The sequence below is a fragment of the Acinetobacter sp. GSS19 genome (assembly GCF_028621895.1).
GTDB lineage: Bacteria > Pseudomonadota > Gammaproteobacteria > Pseudomonadales > Moraxellaceae > Acinetobacter.
Genome location: NZ_CP117520.1, coordinates 2,336,493 through 2,352,537, shown reverse-complemented (window position 1 = coordinate 2,352,537; position 16,045 = coordinate 2,336,493). Strand labels below are relative to the sequence as shown.

14 protein-coding genes are annotated in these 16,045 nt (G+C 43.0%); all 14 read left to right on the top strand.

Annotation, left to right across the window (positions count from 1 at the left end; genetic code table 11):
* Positions 1 to 11 precede the first annotated feature (11 nt).
* The 14 genes from PGW99_RS11225 to PGW99_RS11160 all read left to right on the top strand — a co-directional run bounded on the left by PGW99_RS11225 (position 12) and on the right by PGW99_RS11160 (position 16,042).
* A complete protein-coding gene (locus tag PGW99_RS11225; RefSeq protein WP_273777790.1) occupies positions 12 to 1,190 on the top strand; it encodes a DegT/DnrJ/EryC1/StrS family aminotransferase in 1,179 nt (392 codons plus the stop codon).
* 60 nt (positions 1,191 to 1,250) lie between these two features.
* Positions 1,251 to 3,122 (top strand): polysaccharide biosynthesis protein, encoded by a 1,872-nt coding sequence (locus PGW99_RS11220; protein WP_273777789.1) that lies wholly within the window; start codon positions 1,251 to 1,253, stop codon positions 3,120 to 3,122.
* A 579-nt stretch (positions 3,123 to 3,701) separates the two neighbouring features.
* Positions 3,702 to 4,898, top strand: a complete 1,197-nt coding sequence (locus PGW99_RS11215; RefSeq protein WP_273777788.1) for a UDP-N-acetylglucosamine 4,6-dehydratase — start codon at positions 3,702 to 3,704, stop codon at positions 4,896 to 4,898.
* Complete coding sequence (locus PGW99_RS11210; protein ID WP_273777787.1) at positions 4,898 to 6,052, top strand: LegC family aminotransferase; 1,155 nt, start codon at positions 4,898 to 4,900, stop codon at positions 6,050 to 6,052. Before PGW99_RS11215 ends, PGW99_RS11210 begins: the two co-directional genes overlap by 1 nt.
* A gap of 3 nt (positions 6,053 to 6,055) precedes the next feature.
* Complete coding sequence (neuC, locus tag PGW99_RS11205) at positions 6,056 to 7,192, top strand: UDP-N-acetylglucosamine 2-epimerase (protein ID WP_273777786.1); 1,137 nt, start codon at positions 6,056 to 6,058, stop codon at positions 7,190 to 7,192.
* Positions 7,182 to 8,276: an N-acetylneuraminate synthase family protein gene (locus PGW99_RS11200; protein WP_273777785.1), complete on the top strand. Its 1,095-nt coding sequence runs from the start codon at positions 7,182 to 7,184 to the stop codon at positions 8,274 to 8,276. The genes neuC and PGW99_RS11200 overlap by 11 nt, the downstream gene beginning before the upstream one ends.
* Positions 8,277 to 8,936 (top strand): PglD-related sugar-binding protein, encoded by a 660-nt coding sequence (locus PGW99_RS11195; RefSeq protein ID WP_273777784.1) that lies wholly within the window; start codon positions 8,277 to 8,279, stop codon positions 8,934 to 8,936.
* Complete coding sequence (locus PGW99_RS11190; protein WP_273777783.1) at positions 8,920 to 9,981, top strand: nucleotidyltransferase family protein; 1,062 nt, start codon at positions 8,920 to 8,922, stop codon at positions 9,979 to 9,981. The genes PGW99_RS11195 and PGW99_RS11190 overlap by 17 nt, the downstream gene beginning before the upstream one ends.
* Entirely contained in the window at positions 9,981 to 10,688 is a 708-nt protein-coding gene (locus PGW99_RS11185; RefSeq protein ID WP_273777782.1) for an acylneuraminate cytidylyltransferase family protein, read from the top strand. The genes PGW99_RS11190 and PGW99_RS11185 overlap by 1 nt, the downstream gene beginning before the upstream one ends.
* Positions 10,685 to 11,890, top strand: a complete 1,206-nt coding sequence (locus tag PGW99_RS11180; RefSeq protein WP_273777781.1) for an oligosaccharide flippase family protein — start codon at positions 10,685 to 10,687, stop codon at positions 11,888 to 11,890. Before PGW99_RS11185 ends, PGW99_RS11180 begins: the two co-directional genes overlap by 4 nt.
* Positions 11,857 to 12,834: a glycosyltransferase family 52 gene (locus PGW99_RS11175; protein ID WP_273777780.1), complete on the top strand. Its 978-nt coding sequence runs from the start codon at positions 11,857 to 11,859 to the stop codon at positions 12,832 to 12,834. Before PGW99_RS11180 ends, PGW99_RS11175 begins: the two co-directional genes overlap by 34 nt.
* Complete coding sequence (locus tag PGW99_RS11170; RefSeq protein WP_273777778.1) at positions 12,831 to 13,910, top strand: glycosyltransferase family 4 protein; 1,080 nt, start codon at positions 12,831 to 12,833, stop codon at positions 13,908 to 13,910. The genes PGW99_RS11175 and PGW99_RS11170 overlap by 4 nt, the downstream gene beginning before the upstream one ends.
* Positions 13,911 to 13,913: 3 nt before the next feature.
* On the top strand, positions 13,914 to 14,975 hold the full coding sequence (locus PGW99_RS11165) for an EpsG family protein (RefSeq protein ID WP_273777777.1): 1,062 nt from the start codon (positions 13,914 to 13,916) through the stop codon (positions 14,973 to 14,975).
* Positions 14,975 to 16,042 (top strand): glycosyltransferase, encoded by a 1,068-nt coding sequence (locus tag PGW99_RS11160; protein ID WP_273777775.1) that lies wholly within the window; start codon positions 14,975 to 14,977, stop codon positions 16,040 to 16,042. Before PGW99_RS11165 ends, PGW99_RS11160 begins: the two co-directional genes overlap by 1 nt.
* Positions 16,043 to 16,045 lie beyond the last annotated feature (3 nt).

The following is a 16,045-nucleotide window of genomic DNA, read 5'->3' as shown; positions in this document are numbered from 1 at the left end:
CAGGAAAGATCATGTTAAACACTGCATTTGAGTCGTGGCCAAGCTTTACCCAGGAAGAAGCGGATGCTGTTGCCAAAGTTTTACTGTCGAATCGGGTCAACTATTGGACCGGGCAAGAATGCCGTGAATTTGAAAAAGAATTTGCCCAGTTTGCCGGTACACAATATGCGGTGGCTTTGGCCAATGGTACGGTGGCACTCGATGTCGCACTCAAAGCTTTGGACATCGGCGCTGGGGATGACGTGATTGTCACCTCGCGCACCTTTTTGGCTTCAGCCAGCTCGATTGTGACGGCAGGTGCGAATCCGGTCTTTGCTGATGTTGAATTGGACTCACAAAACATTTCCCGACGTAGCATTGAAGCGGTGCTGACCCCGAATACTAAGGCGATTATTTGTGTACATCTGGCGGGATGGATGTGCGATATGGATCCGATCATGCAACTGGCCAAAGAAAAAGGTCTGTATGTGATCGAAGACTGTGCCCAGGCACATGGGGCAAAGTATAAAGGTCAATCAGCCGGTTCAATCGGTCATATCTGTGCATGGTCATTTTGTCAGGACAAGATCATGAGCACCGGTGGTGAAGGTGGCATGGTCACCACCAATGATGAAACTCTTTGGAAAAAAATGTGGTCCTATAAAGATCACGGCAAGAATTACGACAGTGTTTATCATAAACAGCATGCACCGGGATTTCGCTGGTTGCATGATTCGTTTGGTACCAACTGGCGTATGATGGAAATGCAGGCGGTGATCGGGCGCATTCAGCTCAAACGCATGGCAGAATGGACCGCAAAACGTACTGAAAATGCTGAACAGATTTTAGCAGCTTTTGCACACAGTCCTTATTTCAGTGTGCATCGACCCTCAAAAGAGTATGTTCACGCGCAATATAAATGCTATGTGCAGGTCAATACTAATGCCTTACCACTAGGCTGGTCACGCGATCGGATTATGCAGGAAATCAATGCACTAGGCGTGCCGTGTTTTAGCGGTTCCTGTTCGGAAGTATATTTAGAGCATGCTTTTGACGAGACACCATGGCGTCCAGCTCAGCGCCTGCCAAATGCCCAGCAGCTTGGAGAAACCAGCCTGATGTTTCTGGTTCATCCAACCCTCAGTGCTGCCAGTATGGCAAAAACCCGATCCGCGATTCAGAACGTAATCGAGAAAATTGCTACGTCTTAAACTGGCGATTTATCTTGCTGAACCCCATCACTACCACTGGTTAAAGTGAAATAAAATATCGTGAAAGACCTGATCCAATCCCTTGCAGCGTGGCCACGACATCGAAAACAGCTGTTTTTTATGCTGTTGGATGGTTGTGTCCTACCAGTTCTGATGTGGTTGGTGTACGCCATTCGCCTTGCAACACCTATGGTCGATGTGATGGCGGGACTTTCTTACTGGTATATGTATGTCACGGTCGTCGGTATTGCGATTTTTTATCTGGTCGGTGTCTACAGTGCCATCGTCCGTGCCTTTAATGAAGATTTTCTGCTACGGTTGTCCATCGCCACATTTATACAGATTGTGGCTCTGTATGCCGTGAAAAAACTCGGTTTAGCCTTTATTCCGATGAGTATTCCACTCATGTTTGGCTTCCTGGTCTTTTCCTGGGTCTGGTGGAGTCGTGCCACGATCCGTTTTGTCACCACACGTACTTTGCAACAAAAACAGCATCGGAAACGGGTGGCAATTTATGGGGCAGGTATGGCGGGGCAGCAGATTGCGGCGGCATTAAATCGCTCGCATGAATATATTCCTGTCTTATTTATCGATGATAAAAAGTCCTTGCAAGGACGCTTGCTCAGCGGATTGCGGGTTTTTTCACCGGTTAAAGCGCTGGCGATGCTACAAAAATATCAGGCTGAGGAAATTCTACTGGCGATGCCTTCGGCGACCCGTGGCCGAAAAAGTGAGATGATCCAGTTCTTTGATTCGGCCAAAGTCAAAATCATGGAGCTGCCTGGAGTAACCCAGCTGGTCGATGGTCAGGTTCATGTCTCTGACATTCGCGAAGTGGATATTATTGATTTGCTAGGTCGTGATCCGGTGCCGCCAAAACAGGAGTTGCTGGAAAAAAATATTAAAAATAAAGTGGTACTAGTGACAGGCGCTGGCGGCTCGATTGGCTCGGAACTTTGCCGGCAAATTGTTAAAAATCAGCCCAAGCTTTTGATTCTTTATGAGCTATCAGAGTTTGCTTTGTACAGCATTGATAAAGAATTACAAAGTTCAGGGGTGAAAATTTTACCGGTCTTGGGGTCTGTACTGAATCAGAACAAATTGGAACGACTCTTTAGTCAATATCAGGTCGAAACGGTCTATCATGCAGCAGCTTATAAGCATGTGCCACTAGTAGAGAGTAATCCATTCGAGGGCATTCATAATACTGCGGTGGGCACAGCGAAAAGTGTACAGGCAGCGGTCAATCAGGGTGTAGAAACTTTTGTTCTGATTTCAACCGATAAAGCAGTGCGCCCAACCAATGTGATGGGTGCATCCAAACGGATGGCTGAGTTGTATTGTCAAGGATTGGCTTCTACCCATCCTAAAACCCAGATCAGTCTGGTTCGCTTTGGCAATGTGCTCGGTTCATCAGGTTCTGTTGTTCCGTTATTTAAAAAGCAAATTGCGCAAGGTGGTCCAATTACTGTTACTCATCCAGATGTGACACGTTACTTTATGACCATTCCGGAAGCGGCTCAGCTGGTGATTCAAGCCGGCGCGATGGGGACTGGAGGTGATGTATTTTTGCTCGATATGGGTGAACCTGTGAAAATTGCCGATTTGGCTCGACAAATGATCCGTTTAAGTGGTTTGCGGGAGTTTGACCGTCAGACTGGACAGGGTGATATCGCGATTGAATATACAGGACTACGTCCAGGTGAAAAACTTTATGAAGAGCTGTTGATTGATCAGGAAAATATTGAAACGACACCGCACCAGCGGATTTTGAAATCTTATGAAAAAAGTTATGCGATGGCAGAAATTTCTTCAATCTTTGAGCGCTTAGAGCAGTACTGTGGTGATGAGAGTGAAGTGAATGAAGTGATCTCTATTCTAGAACACTATGTTGATGGTTATCGCAAGAGTGGAAAAATTGCGTTGATTTAATTAGACGGCATTGAGAGGAGAATCTAGTGATATTCTGCTCTCTACTTGGCTCTCAGATTTCCAACCGTCTTATCGCTCTCTATCCTAGATCTTACAATTTGATTTATATCGTATTTTATATTTAATTTTAATTATTCCTTTAATAGAGCAAGTTTACCTAGTCTATAGTTCTGCTTGGATGGATTTCTATTAACATTAAATTAACATATTCTGTAAAAATTTATTCTATTTTTATAAATCTTAAAAATATTATTTTCAACAAAATAACTTATTAATTATTTTGAAATTTCGCTGATTCCTTAATAAAAATTTAATATTTTATAAACGTGTACTTGTATTATTTTCCTTTGTGAAAACAAGTCTTAAATTGTAGTTTTATGCAACAAAAAACCTAAAAATTACAAGAAACACTTATTTGTTAACGTATGAATAAAATTAGCTCATGAAAGTGCAGCAGAAAATTTTTTAATCCGTGATATAAATTTTTTTATTTAATTATAGGCCTAATTTATTTCAGGTAATTATATAACTTGGCTTTTATAAATTAAATAAAAATGCATATTTAAACGGGATTAGATAATGTCTGTAGATATTCAATTAGAGTTGATTGGTCGATCGCAAGAACTCTTTGTACAAGATATTGATGACTGGAACCATGAATTAATTGAAATTGTTTCGACATCAAAATTTCTGGTTTTAGGTGGAGCGGGCTCCATTGGCCAGGCCGTCGTAAAAGAAATTTTTAAAAGAAATCCTAAAAAACTCCATGTAGTGGATATCTCGGAAAATAACCTGACGGAACTGGTCCGTGATTTGCGCAGCTCTTTTGGCTATATCGATGGTGATTTTCAGACCTTCGCTTTAGATATTGGCTCTGTTGAATATGATGCCTATATCCAGCATGAAGGTCATTTTGATTATGTATTAAATCTGTCTGCCTTAAAGCATGTGCGTAGTGAAAAAGACCCTTTTACGCTGATGCGGATGATTCATGTCAATATTTTAAATACTGAAAAAACTATTCAGCAAGCTATTGAAATTGGAGTAAAAAAATACTTCTGTGTCTCTACCGATAAGGCAGCCAATCCGGTCAATATGATGGGTGGATCCAAGCGTATTATGGAAATGTTTCTGATGCGCCAAAGTCAGTTTATTGATATTTCAGCAGCCCGCTTTGCCAATGTGGCTTTTTCTGATGGCTCTTTGCTGCATGGATTTAACCAGCGCATTCAGAAGTTACAGCCGATTGCAGCACCTAATGATATCCGCCGCTATTTTGTCACTCCTAAAGAGTCCGGTGAGCTGTGCCTGATGTCTTGTTTGCTCGGTGAAAATCGTGACATCTTCTTTCCTAAGTTGAGTGAACATCTGCATCTGATTACTTTCTCTGAAATTGCAGTGAAATATTTACAGCATTTGGGTTATGAGCCGTATCTGTGTCAAACAGAGGAAGAAGCCCGACGTCTGGTTCAAACATTGCCCCAACAGGGGCAATGGCCGTGTTTGTTTGCACCAAGTAATACGACTGGTGAAAAAGATTTTGAGGAGTTTTTTACCGATCAGGAAGTGCTGGATATACAGCGTTTTACTAATCTCGGAGTGATTAAAAATAAACTAAATATCGAAGAAGAAAAACTGCAAGTTTTTGAAAATAAAATCAATGAATTATTAATGCAAAAACAGTGGGATAAAGAAACCATTGTCGAATTATTTAACTATATGTTGCCAAATTTTGGCCATAAAGAAACTGGATTATATTTGGACGGTAAAATGTAATGGATACGGCCTCATTTAATCAGTTTGTTCGCGATATTTATCGTAGTCATGCATTTATTCCTTTGCACGAACCACGCTTTTTAGGCAATGAAAAAGAATATGTAAATCATACGATCGACAGTACCTTCGTTTCTAGTGTGGGGGCATTCGTCAATGATTTTGAAGAGAAAATGCAATCATTTGCCAACTGTCAACGTGCCATTGCAACCGTCAATGGAACTGCTGCCTTACATATTGCTTTGTTACTGGCGGGAGTGAAACAGGATGATCTGGTCATTACCCAGGCACTGACCTTTGTTGCGACCTGTAATGCCTTGTCCTATATCGGTGCTGAACCGATCTTTATTGATGTCTCTCGTAAAACGCTCGGGTTGTGCCCAAAAGCCTTGCAACACTATTTACAGGAACAAGCGTTTATTGATGATCAGGGTGTTTGCCGGCATCGCGTATCACTCAAACGCATTTCGGCTGTGGTGCCCATGCATACCTTCGGCCATCCGGTAGAGCTGGATGAATTACAACAGGTGGTGAAAAAGTGGCATTTGGTCTTGGTGGAAGACAGTGCTGAAAGCTTGGGTTCCTATTATAAAAATCAGCATACCGGTACTTTCGGTCTGGTTTCCGCGTTGAGTTTTAATGGCAACAAAGTCATTACCACCGGTGGTGGCGGGATGGTGCTGTGCCAGGATGAACAGTTGGGTACGCGTGCCAAACATCTGACTACTACAGCTAAAAAGCCGCACCCCTACGAATTTTTCCATGACGAAAATGGTTTTAACTATCGTATGCCGAATTTAAATGCGGCCTTGGGTTGTGCACAGATGGAAAATCTGGGCATTTTCCTACAGAAAAAACGTCAATTGGCCACGCAGTATCAAGACTTTTTCGCCGATTCCGAAGTGACGTTTGTCTCTGAGCCTGAACACTGTCGTTCTAACTATTGGTTGAATGCCATTATCTGTCAGGACAAAGCTCATCGTGACCGAATTCTGGAAAAAACCAATCAGGCGCAAGTGATGACCCGTCCGATCTGGACGTTAATGACCAAATTGCCGATGTACCAGCAACAGGGCTTACATGGTGACTTAAGCAACTCGCACTGGCTGGAACAGCGTGTGGTTAATATCCCAAGTTCCGTACCTTTAGAGTCCTAAGCCATGAAAAAAATTGCTGTTTTTACTGGGACACGTGCTGAATATGGACTGTTGTACTGGCTGATGCGTGACATCCAGCAGGATCCCGAACTGGAATTACAGATTCTGGCCAGTGCCATGCATTATTCTCCGGAACATGGTGAAACCTGGAAAACCATCGTTCAGGATGGATTCGAAATTACCGAATCGGTCGAAATGCTGCTGTCTTCGGACAGTGCTGCGGCTGTGGTGAAATCGATGGGTGTTGGCCTGATTGGCTTCGCGGATGCATTAAAACGCATGCAACCGGATGTGCTGATTGTTTTAGGTGACCGTTTTGAGGCTCTGGCAATTACCCAGGCGGCACTGATTATGCATGTACCAGTGGCCCATTTGCATGGCGGTGAACTCACCGAAGGGGCTTATGATGACTCCATCCGGCATGCCATTTCTAAAATGTCGAACCTGCATTTTGCTGCAGCAGATGTATATCGCAAGCGTATTCTTCAGCTCGGAGAAGCTCCCGATCGCGTGTTTAATGTCGGTGCGATTGGACTGGAACATATCCAGCGGACTCCATTTAAAAGTCTTACAGAACTTAGTCAGCAATATGATTTTGACTTTTCCCAGCCGTATTTCCTGATTACCTATCATCCGGAAACCAATCTGACGCAAGAAGATGTCACGCCGCTATTTGCCGCACTAAAACAGATGCCTGAAGTGAATTTCGTCCTGAGCTATCCGAATGCAGACAATGGCAACCGCAATATTATTCAAGCCATGCTGGATTTAAAAAACACTTACCCAGATCGGGTGCTGCTCGTGAAAAGTTTTGGTATTCAGAACTACTTAAGTGTGCTGAAAAATGCCTTGGCGATGGTGGGGAATTCATCCAGCGGACTTTCTGAAGCCCCAGCCTTACAAATTCCTACGATCAATATTGGTGATCGGCAAAAAGGCCGGTTGCGCTGTGAATCCGTGTTGGATGTCGAACTGGATGAACAAGCAATCCTGACTGCACTGCAGAAAGTGAAAAGCTATCCGAAGCATAAATTAAAACATGTCATTCCTCCGCTCGGATGCGGCAATACCTCAGAAAAAATTATCCAGATCCTTAAGAGTGTGGATTTCCAAAAGAAGGCAGCATTTTATGATCTTTAATCCTGATGAAATTTACATCATTGCAGAAATTGGAGTAAATCATAATGGCTCGGTGCAATTAGCCAAGGAGCTGATTCTGAAAGCTAAGGACTGCGGTGCCAATGCCGTTAAGTTCCAGACCTTTAAGGCCGAGCAATTACTGTCGGATCAAACCGAAATGGCGGCTTACCAGAAAGAAAATACCGGTTCGAATCAAAGTCAGCTGGAACTGGTAAAAAGCCTGGAGCTGTCCTATGAACAGACCCGGGAAATCAAACAGTTCTGTGATGCAAATGAAATTACGTTTATCTCGACCCCCTTTGATTCAGACAGTTTGCGTTTTCTGGTCCGTGAAATGGATGTCCCTTTCCTGAAGGTGTCTTCAGCGGATATTTCCAATCTACCTTTCTTGTATGAGATCGCCTGCTCAGGCAAACACGTGATTTTATCTACGGGCACTGCCAGCCTGGGAGATATTGAACAAGCCCTGTCGGTCTTTGCTTTTGTGATTGATCAAGGCACACAAGTCCATCCTTCTCAGCAACTGTTCCGTGCAGCCTATGCCAAGCTGAATGTCCGCAAACAGCTCAGGGATAAAGTCTCTATTCTGCACTGTGTCACACAATATCCGGCACGGTTTGAAGAAAGCAATCTGAGCGCCATCGCGACGTTAAAAAACACCTTCGGGCTGAGCACGGGATTCTCCGACCACACCCTCGATGAATATGCTGCAGTGATCAGTTTAAGTCTGGGTGCGCAGATTTTCGAGAAACATATCACGCTGGATAAAAGCCTACCGGGGCCGGACCATGCGGCATCGATGCAGCCGGAAGAGTTCAAGCACTATGTCGAGATTCTGCATAAAACTCATGCTGCGTTGGGGGATGGTATCAAGTTCATGCTGGAACAGGAAAGTGACAATTACTATCTGGTGCGTCGCAGCATTGTGGCGAAAACCGAAATTGCCGAAGGTGAGCTGTTTACTGCAGAGAATGTCACCACCAAAAGAGCAGGGCGTGTCTGTCTGGAACCGAATAAATATTGGGAAGTTCTCGGAACCCGGGCAAAGCGCAGTTTCCAGAAAAATGACTTTATCGAGCTCTAAATGAACAGGCTTGCAATTTTCGGCAGCGGAGGCTTTGCCAAAGAACTTCTCGATTTGGCCATTGATCAGGGTTATCACGAAATCTGTTTTCTGGAAAAACAACTTCCAGCACAGGGTAGTAGATTGGCGCTGTTGGGTTTCCCAGTGCTGTCGGAACAGGCCATTCCCCAGCTGACGGATTGGCATTTTGCGATTGGTGTGGCTGATCCGGCCCTGCGCGAGAAAATTTTTCAAAGCTATCCGCAGTTGCATTATCCCACATTGATCCATTCACAGGCTTCGCTGGGATATGGCATCCGTAGTGCGCTAGAAAAAAGACAGGGTAATGTGGTGGCGGCCGGTGCCCGAATTACCAATTCCTGTCAGTTTGGAGATTTTATTCTAGTGAGTTTCAACAGCACGGTCGGCCATGACTGTGTGCTGGAAGACTATGTTTCCATCATGCCGGGTGCCAATGTGTCCGGCTGTGTCCAGCTCAAACAAGGCACCTATATCGGCACCAATGCAGCCATTTTACCGGGAAAAAATACGCAACAACTCAAATGCCTGGGACCCTATTCGGTCATCGCTGCAGGTGCTGTCGTCGTCAAAGATACTCAACCTCATAAAACCTATATCGGTATACCTGCAAAGGAAAAAACGTGTGATGAGAGATATTAATAAAATCGTATTACATAAAAACGATACCGTATTAAACGCCTTAGAACTATTAGATTTAAATGCGCTCAGAATTGTACTGGTGGTGAATGATCAGCGTGAACTGATTGGTAGCATTACTGATGGTGATATCCGTCGCGGCCTGCTCAAGGGGCAGGACCTGAATGCCCCGGTAGAAACCGTGATGCATACTCAGCCGTACAGTATTGAAGAGGGCAGCTTAAGCCATCGCGAGATTTTCGAAATCATGCGGGAAAAAAGCTATCTAGCTGTGCCGATCATTAAGAATAACCAGCTGGTCAATGTGATCACCCTCGAAGACCTGATCCGTAAAAAGAAAAAGGACAATGCGGTGTTTATCATGGCAGGCGGCTTTGGTACACGTTTACGTCCCCTCACCGATCAGTGCCCAAAACCGATGTTACCGGTAGGCGGTAAACCGCTGTTAGAAACCATCATCATGAATTTTAAAGATCAGGGTTTTTATAAATTCTATATCTCGACGCACTATTTACCGGAGCGGATTACCGAATACTTTGCTGATGGTGAGAAACACGGGGTAGAAATCCAGTACGTGCATGAAGATAACCCCTTGGGCACGGGGGGAGCTTTAAGCCTGTTACCTAAAGAAGAGCTCAAGCGGCCTTTTATCGTGATGAATGGTGATGTGCTCACCAATATGAATTTTTCCAAGCTGCTGGATTTTCATGAACAAAACGAAGCGATGGCCACCATGTGTGTACGAGAGTTTCAATACCAGATTCCATATGGCGTGGTGAATTCGGACCAGAGCATCATCCATAGCATGTCGGAAAAACCAAGCTACTTTTTTGACATTAATACCGGAATTTATGTCATTTCACCGGATTTATTGCATAAGGTCGAAGCGCAATTTATTGGTATGCCTTCCATTTTGGAACAAGAAATCGAACGTAAAAACAAAGTCTTGTGTTATCCGCTGCATGAATACTGGCTGGATATCGGTCATATGGAAGACTATAACCGGGCACAGCGTGACATCCTGAATCTCGAATTCGGTAAATTCTAATGCTGGGCCAATACCAGATCACCGCGCTCATTCCAGCACGCGGTGGCAGTAAGCGGCTGCCTGGAAAAAATACCAAATTGCTCGGAGGGAAACCTCTGATCGCCTGGTCGATAGAAACCGCACTGGCTTCCCAATATATCGACCGGGTGGTGGTCTCCACCGATGATGAACAGATCCAAGAGGTGGCCCGACAGTACGGTGCTGAAGTGCCTTTTTTACGTCCCGATTACCTGGCGCATGACCATGCTTCCAGTTTTGATGTGATTATACATGCCATCCATTTTCTGCAATTGGATCGGCCCAACCATTTGCTGGTTTTACTGCAACCGACCTCGCCATTACGTTCTACGGCAGAGCTGGATCAGGCACTAGAATTTTTTATGGCCCAGCAGGCCAAAGGCGTGGTTTCAGTTTCTAAAACTGAGCATAGCCCACTCTGGTCGAATATATTGCCGGAAAACCGAAACATGGCGGAATTTATCCGGCCAGAAGTGCAGGGCAAACGCAGTCAGGACTTGGCTCAGTTTTATCGTCTGAACGGCTCGATCTATATTTATGACACCTTAAGCCTGTTAGCGGAAAACAAGATTTTCTTTACAGAACAGGTATATGCTTTTGAAACTGACTTGGAAAATGCCATCGATATCGATACAGCACTGGATTTTTTAATTGCTGAGACGGTATTGCGTTATAGGTCAGTAGAATGAAAATTCTGAAGGAAGGGCTGATCTATCTGATCGGTGAGCTGCTCGCCAAAATCTTGCCTTTTTTAATGCTGCCGTACTTAACCCGAAAACTTGGTCCGGATGGTTTTGGTGAGCTGTCTTACTTCATGACTTGGCTGGCGCTATTTAGCATCTTTATTGGCTTTAGTCAGGAAGGTGCAATTACCCGCTATTACTATTTTTATGGCAAAAAAGCCCTGAACACCGTAGTGAAAGCGGGCTATTTATTTAACTTTATCGTATCCGCCATCTTGCTCGTGATTTGCTGGCTACTAAAAGCTGAAATTATGGCGTATGTGGTACTGGCGGCTATGTTCCAGTCTCTGGTGAATGTGCAATTAGCCCTACGGCAGTGCCAACAGCAACCACTCAAATACATTAGCATCCAGTTCATTCTGTCTCTATTCAATGTCGGAGCGACCATCGCTGCACTGGAATATTTTAGTCAGGATCTGGTGGTCTATCGGATTCTTGCAATCGTGTTGGCGAATGTGCTGACCTTCGTGATTGCCAGTGTGGTTCTTGGTGACTTGTTCAGGCCGAAACGTGGCCTTAAAACCCGACAGCTAAAAACCTCGTTGCTTTACATTATTTCGTTCGGTTTACCGCTGTTGTTGCATCAGTCCAGTTTTTTTTTAAAAGGGCAACTTGATCGACTTTTCATTTATGAAAAGTATTCCAAATTTGATCTGGGGCTGTACTCGGCAGGTGTGCAAATTGCATTGGTATTACCCGTTATTTTCATGGCCTTAAATAAAGCAATTATTCCTCATTACTATAAAGGCTTAAAAAATAACGAACTGTCACTTAAAAAAATAAAAACATACACAATATATGCGATTCCCCTCAGTATACTACCAGCGGTAATCAGCTGGATAATGCCAGAAAAACTCTATACATGGTTTTTAGGGCAGGAATATTTAGGAGTGAAATACTATGTTGTAATGTATTTGGTCGCATATGGATTGAATTTTCCATATTTAATTTTGGTAAATTACTTTTTCTATTTTGCTAAAAATAAAATCATTTCAATAATTACTTTTTCAACCTCACTGGTTTACGTAATTTTACTCATCTTTACCAGTGAAATTTCAATTTACTATATACCCTACGCATTAATTTTTTCTAATCTATTAATGGTAATAATACTATGGATAACTATAAGGAAAATCCAAATAACCTGATTATGTGTGTGACACCATTACAGATGTTAATTGCGGAAAAAATTATCGATTTAAATCCTGGACAGCACTTTGATCTGATTGTTCTGGTTCATAATCACAATGAGAAATACCATTACTATTACCAAAAACTGAAAGAGAAATGCGTTAATACGCTATATTACATTGCTGAACCTGGGTTCTCTGGTTTTTTAAATTATATCAATAAAATCAAAGAGAAATCCTTAAACAGAAAATATAGAAACTACTATCTGGCCAGTATTGACTCACGACATTTCCAGTATGTCATTTCCAAGATTTATCGTCCGAATATTTATACTTTTGATGATGGCACTGCAAATGTCATTAAAACTAGTATCTATTATCAAGATTCAAAACCAGTGTTGTGGAAACGTTTGATCTGGCGAATATTAGGCGTTCGTTTTTATATGGAGGATATTAAAAAATTATCCCTGCATCATTATACGCTCTATCAGAATGTCTCTAATATTATAAACAATACGAAGAAACTGGAATTGTTTCTTGATGAAAAAAAACCAGATCAGCAGCAGCGAAAAAGAATAAAGATTTATCTCGGTCAGCCCATGCATGAACTTTCTGAAAAGTTTAGCCTGGCATATATCGAACAATATATAGGAAGACTGAAACCTGACTATTATTTTCCCCATCCAAGAGAAAAAAAATACCCGGCTGCTGGGGCAGAAATTATCACGACCTTCTTGATTTTTGAGGATTATATTATTCAGTTTATAAAACGGAATCCTGAAATAGAAGTCGAAGTTTATAGTTTTATGAGCACCGCGATTTTAAATATCGCCAATATCAGTCGTGTTTCTGTGAAATATATATATGAGCCGACCCTTTACCAACTTTACCGTAATTTCTATGACACGGTAGGGCAGGATTTTGGCATTGAGCTATTAACCTTGGAGCAATGTTCCAAATGAAAAATATCTGTTTTCTTATCAGTAATATGAACCATTCAGGCGGAACGGAACGGGTCACCAGCCTGATTTCGAACCGTTTAGCTGAACGTGGTTACCAGATTTTTATTTTGAGTTTATCTGAAGGGGATAAACCATTTTTTCCTTTACATCCCTCCATCCAGACCTCTGGACTTTATCCCAGCAAAGTGAATTTCAAAAGTAATTTTCTCGGCTGCGTCTGGAAAGTGCGTCAGTTTGTGCAACAGCATCAGATCCAAAGCTTGATTGTCGTAGACAGCATTTCCTGTCTGTTTACTATCCCGGCACTTTGGGGGCTTAAGGTCCAGCACATTTGTTGGGAACATTTTAATTACAAGGTTGATTTGGGGGTGCCATTTCGCCGCTTGGGCCGAAAAATGGCGGCCAAATATTGTGATTATGTGGTGACGTTGACCAAACGCGATGAAGAATTATGGGAAGAAGCTTTAGAAAAAATTTCCGCGAAAATCATCCCGATTTCCAATCCGGCACCCTATGAAAATATTACACATTTCCCTGATTTTAAAAATAAAACGGTCATCGCTTTAGGTCGACTGACCTATCAAAAAGGCTTTGATCTGTTGCTGGATGCCTGGGCTGAGGTCTGCAAAGTACGCCGCGATTGGAAGTTGCAGATTATTGGCAGCGGTGAAGATGAAGCTGAACTCAAAAGCAAAGTGGAGCAGTTGAATATTCATCCGACCATTGAATTCATTCCGACCACCAAAGAAGTTACTCCGTATTACCAGTCGGCCAGTTTCTATTGTATGTGCTCCCGCTTTGAAGGTTTACCGATGGTGTTGCTGGAAGCACAGGCATTTGGCTTACCGATTGTTTCTTTCGACTGTGACACAGGGCCGAGCGATCTCATTGAACAGGGTAAAGAAGGTTATCTGGTGGAGTGTTTTGATACACACAAACTGGCCGAGGCCATGCTGCGTCTGATGGATTTGAAAGAGCAGGAATACCAGCAGATGTGTGTAAATGCGAAACAGAAATCCGAGAAATACCATAGTGAAGCCATTGTTTCCCGATGGGTCGAGATTGTAGGGGCCTAAGCCATGATTTATTGGGGAATCATGTTTTTCTTGTCGATGGCTTCACTCACGAGCCAGTACAAAACAGCAGTCAGTAAGCTGACTTTTTACATGTTCATGTTTTTCCTGTTTCTGTTTGTCGCATTTAGATATCAGATCAGTCTGGACTGGTGGAATTATCTGGTCATTTTTTCCAATCATCTTTATCTCGATTTTGATCAGGTCATGGCCAGAGATGAACCTCTATTTGGTTTAATCAACTGGGCGGGCGGCAGACTGGGTTTCACCGATACGCTGTTTACCTATATCGTCTGCGCAATTATTGTTTTTTTCTTTCTGACCAAATTCCTATTGCGCTCCAGAGCCTACTGGTATGGGCTGCTGATTTATTTCCCTGTCCATATTCTTGTTGTTTCAATGGGTTATGTTCGGCAATCTGTTGCGATTGCGATTTTACTTTACGCATTTTTAAAGCTGTTGGATAAGAAGAACCTGCAATTCCTATTCTGGGTATTCGTGGCTTTTCTGTTTCACCGTTCAGCCATCATTATGCTGTTTTTTTTCCCGCTGCAATATCTGAATGTCAGCAAAGTCATGGCATATCTCTACCAGGCTGCTTCCATTCTAGTCATTACCGGGATTTTATTTTTATCGGTACAAAGTGAAAACAGTGTTTATACCAGTGGTGAAATGACCTCAACAGGCACGTATTTGCGTCTAGTCCTGCATGTCGTTCCCCTGTATTACTACCTGAAATACCGGGATAGCTTCTTTAAAGTCAATTATCTGGACTTTTATAAGGTGCTGGATTTCTATTTTGTCCTGATCTGTACCTGTTTCCTGTTGAGTATCGGCTTTTCTACTTTAGCGGATCGTTTCAACCTGTACATGATCTTTTTTGATCTGTTTGTTCTGCTCACGCTGTATTTCCATTTGAGCAAAAACCGCCGAAACAACATGGTTCTGCTCACCATCCTGCTCAATGTACTGGCGTTCAGTCTGTGGAAAATCTTCGGATTTGGCGCGCATAAATCATACGAATACCAAAATTACATAATTAATTACTTGGGAAATAGTCTCTTCTAATGAAAATTTTATATGTGATTACCGGACTAACGCTAGGTGGGGCCGAACGGATTGTCTGTGCTCTGGCCGATGAAATGCGTAAGCGTGAGCATGAAATCAAGATTGCTTATCTGACTGGAGAGCAAATTGTTCAGCCACATTCTCAGCAGATCGAAGTGATTCCTTTAGGTCTGAATTCTCCAGTTCAGCTTATCTCGGCATTATTTAAATATAAAAAATTAATTCGGGATTATCAGCCAGATATCGTGCACGCGCATATGGTACACGCCAATATTTTTTCTCGGATTGGCCGGCTTTTTACCCGTGTGCAGCGTTTAATCTGTACCGCGCATAATTCCAATGAGGGTGGAAAATTACGCATGTTGGCCTATCGCTACAGTAATTTCCTCTCGGATCTCAATACCAACGTCAGCCGGGAGGCGACTGAGGCTTTTATCGAGAAAGGAGCTTTTAAACCACAGGATGCAGTCACGATTTATAACGGGATTGATTTAAAGCGTTTCGCTCAGGCGGAAAAACCCAACACAGTCTCAGAAAAGATCATCTGTTTATCGGTCGGACGTTTAAATCCACAAAAAGACTATTCGAATTTATTTCGGGCCATTTCCATTCTGGAGCCGAAACTCCCGCCTCATATTGAATTTCATATTGCTGGTGACGGAGAGCTTAAAGACGATCTGGAAAAAGAAATTGAAAGTTTGGGACTGGAAAAACGGGTGTTCCTGCTCGGTAAACGGGCCGACATTCCAGAACTGCTGAATCAAGCCGACTTTTTTATTTTACCGTCTAAAAACGAAGGCTTACCCACCGTGATTATTGAAGCCATGGCTTGCCAATGTTTCGTCATCGCGACTGACTGTGGCGGTTCGGCAGAAATTATGGGCGAAACCGGCCTGCTTGTCCCTCCACAAAACAGCCATGCCTTGGCAGCTGCCTTACAGCAGGCTTTGGCCTTAGATCAAACCACCATCCAAAACAATAACCGTGAAGCCCGACAACGCGTAGAACAAAAATTTTCTTTAGATCATTCCGTCCAACAATGGTTAAATATTTATGCGCAATCTTAAAAA

What these genes read in the sequence shown, in the direction of transcription:
- neuC (WP_273777786.1), top strand. Translation starts at nt 6,056, where the DNA reads ATGAAAAAAATTGCTGTTTTTACTGGGACACGTGCTGAATATGGACTG.
- PGW99_RS11180 (WP_273777781.1), top strand. Translation starts at nt 10,685, where the DNA reads ATGAAAATTCTGAAGGAAGGGCTGATCTATCTGATCGGTGAGCTGCTC.
- PGW99_RS11225 (WP_273777790.1), top strand. Translation starts at nt 12, where the DNA reads ATGTTAAACACTGCATTTGAGTCGTGGCCAAGCTTTACCCAGGAAGAA.
- PGW99_RS11210 (WP_273777787.1), top strand. Translation starts at nt 4,898, where the DNA reads ATGGATACGGCCTCATTTAATCAGTTTGTTCGCGATATTTATCGTAGT.
- PGW99_RS11215 (WP_273777788.1), top strand. Translation starts at nt 3,702, where the DNA reads ATGTCTGTAGATATTCAATTAGAGTTGATTGGTCGATCGCAAGAACTC.
- PGW99_RS11185 (WP_273777782.1), top strand. Translation starts at nt 9,981, where the DNA reads ATGCTGGGCCAATACCAGATCACCGCGCTCATTCCAGCACGCGGTGGC.
- PGW99_RS11200 (WP_273777785.1), top strand. Translation starts at nt 7,182, where the DNA reads ATGATCTTTAATCCTGATGAAATTTACATCATTGCAGAAATTGGAGTA.
- PGW99_RS11170 (WP_273777778.1), top strand. Translation starts at nt 12,831, where the DNA reads ATGAAAAATATCTGTTTTCTTATCAGTAATATGAACCATTCAGGCGGA.
- PGW99_RS11195 (WP_273777784.1), top strand. Translation starts at nt 8,277, where the DNA reads ATGAACAGGCTTGCAATTTTCGGCAGCGGAGGCTTTGCCAAAGAACTT.
- PGW99_RS11175 (WP_273777780.1), top strand. Translation starts at nt 11,857, where the DNA reads ATGGATAACTATAAGGAAAATCCAAATAACCTGATTATGTGTGTGACA.
- PGW99_RS11160 (WP_273777775.1), top strand. Translation starts at nt 14,975, where the DNA reads ATGAAAATTTTATATGTGATTACCGGACTAACGCTAGGTGGGGCCGAA.
- PGW99_RS11165 (WP_273777777.1), top strand. Translation starts at nt 13,914, where the DNA reads ATGATTTATTGGGGAATCATGTTTTTCTTGTCGATGGCTTCACTCACG.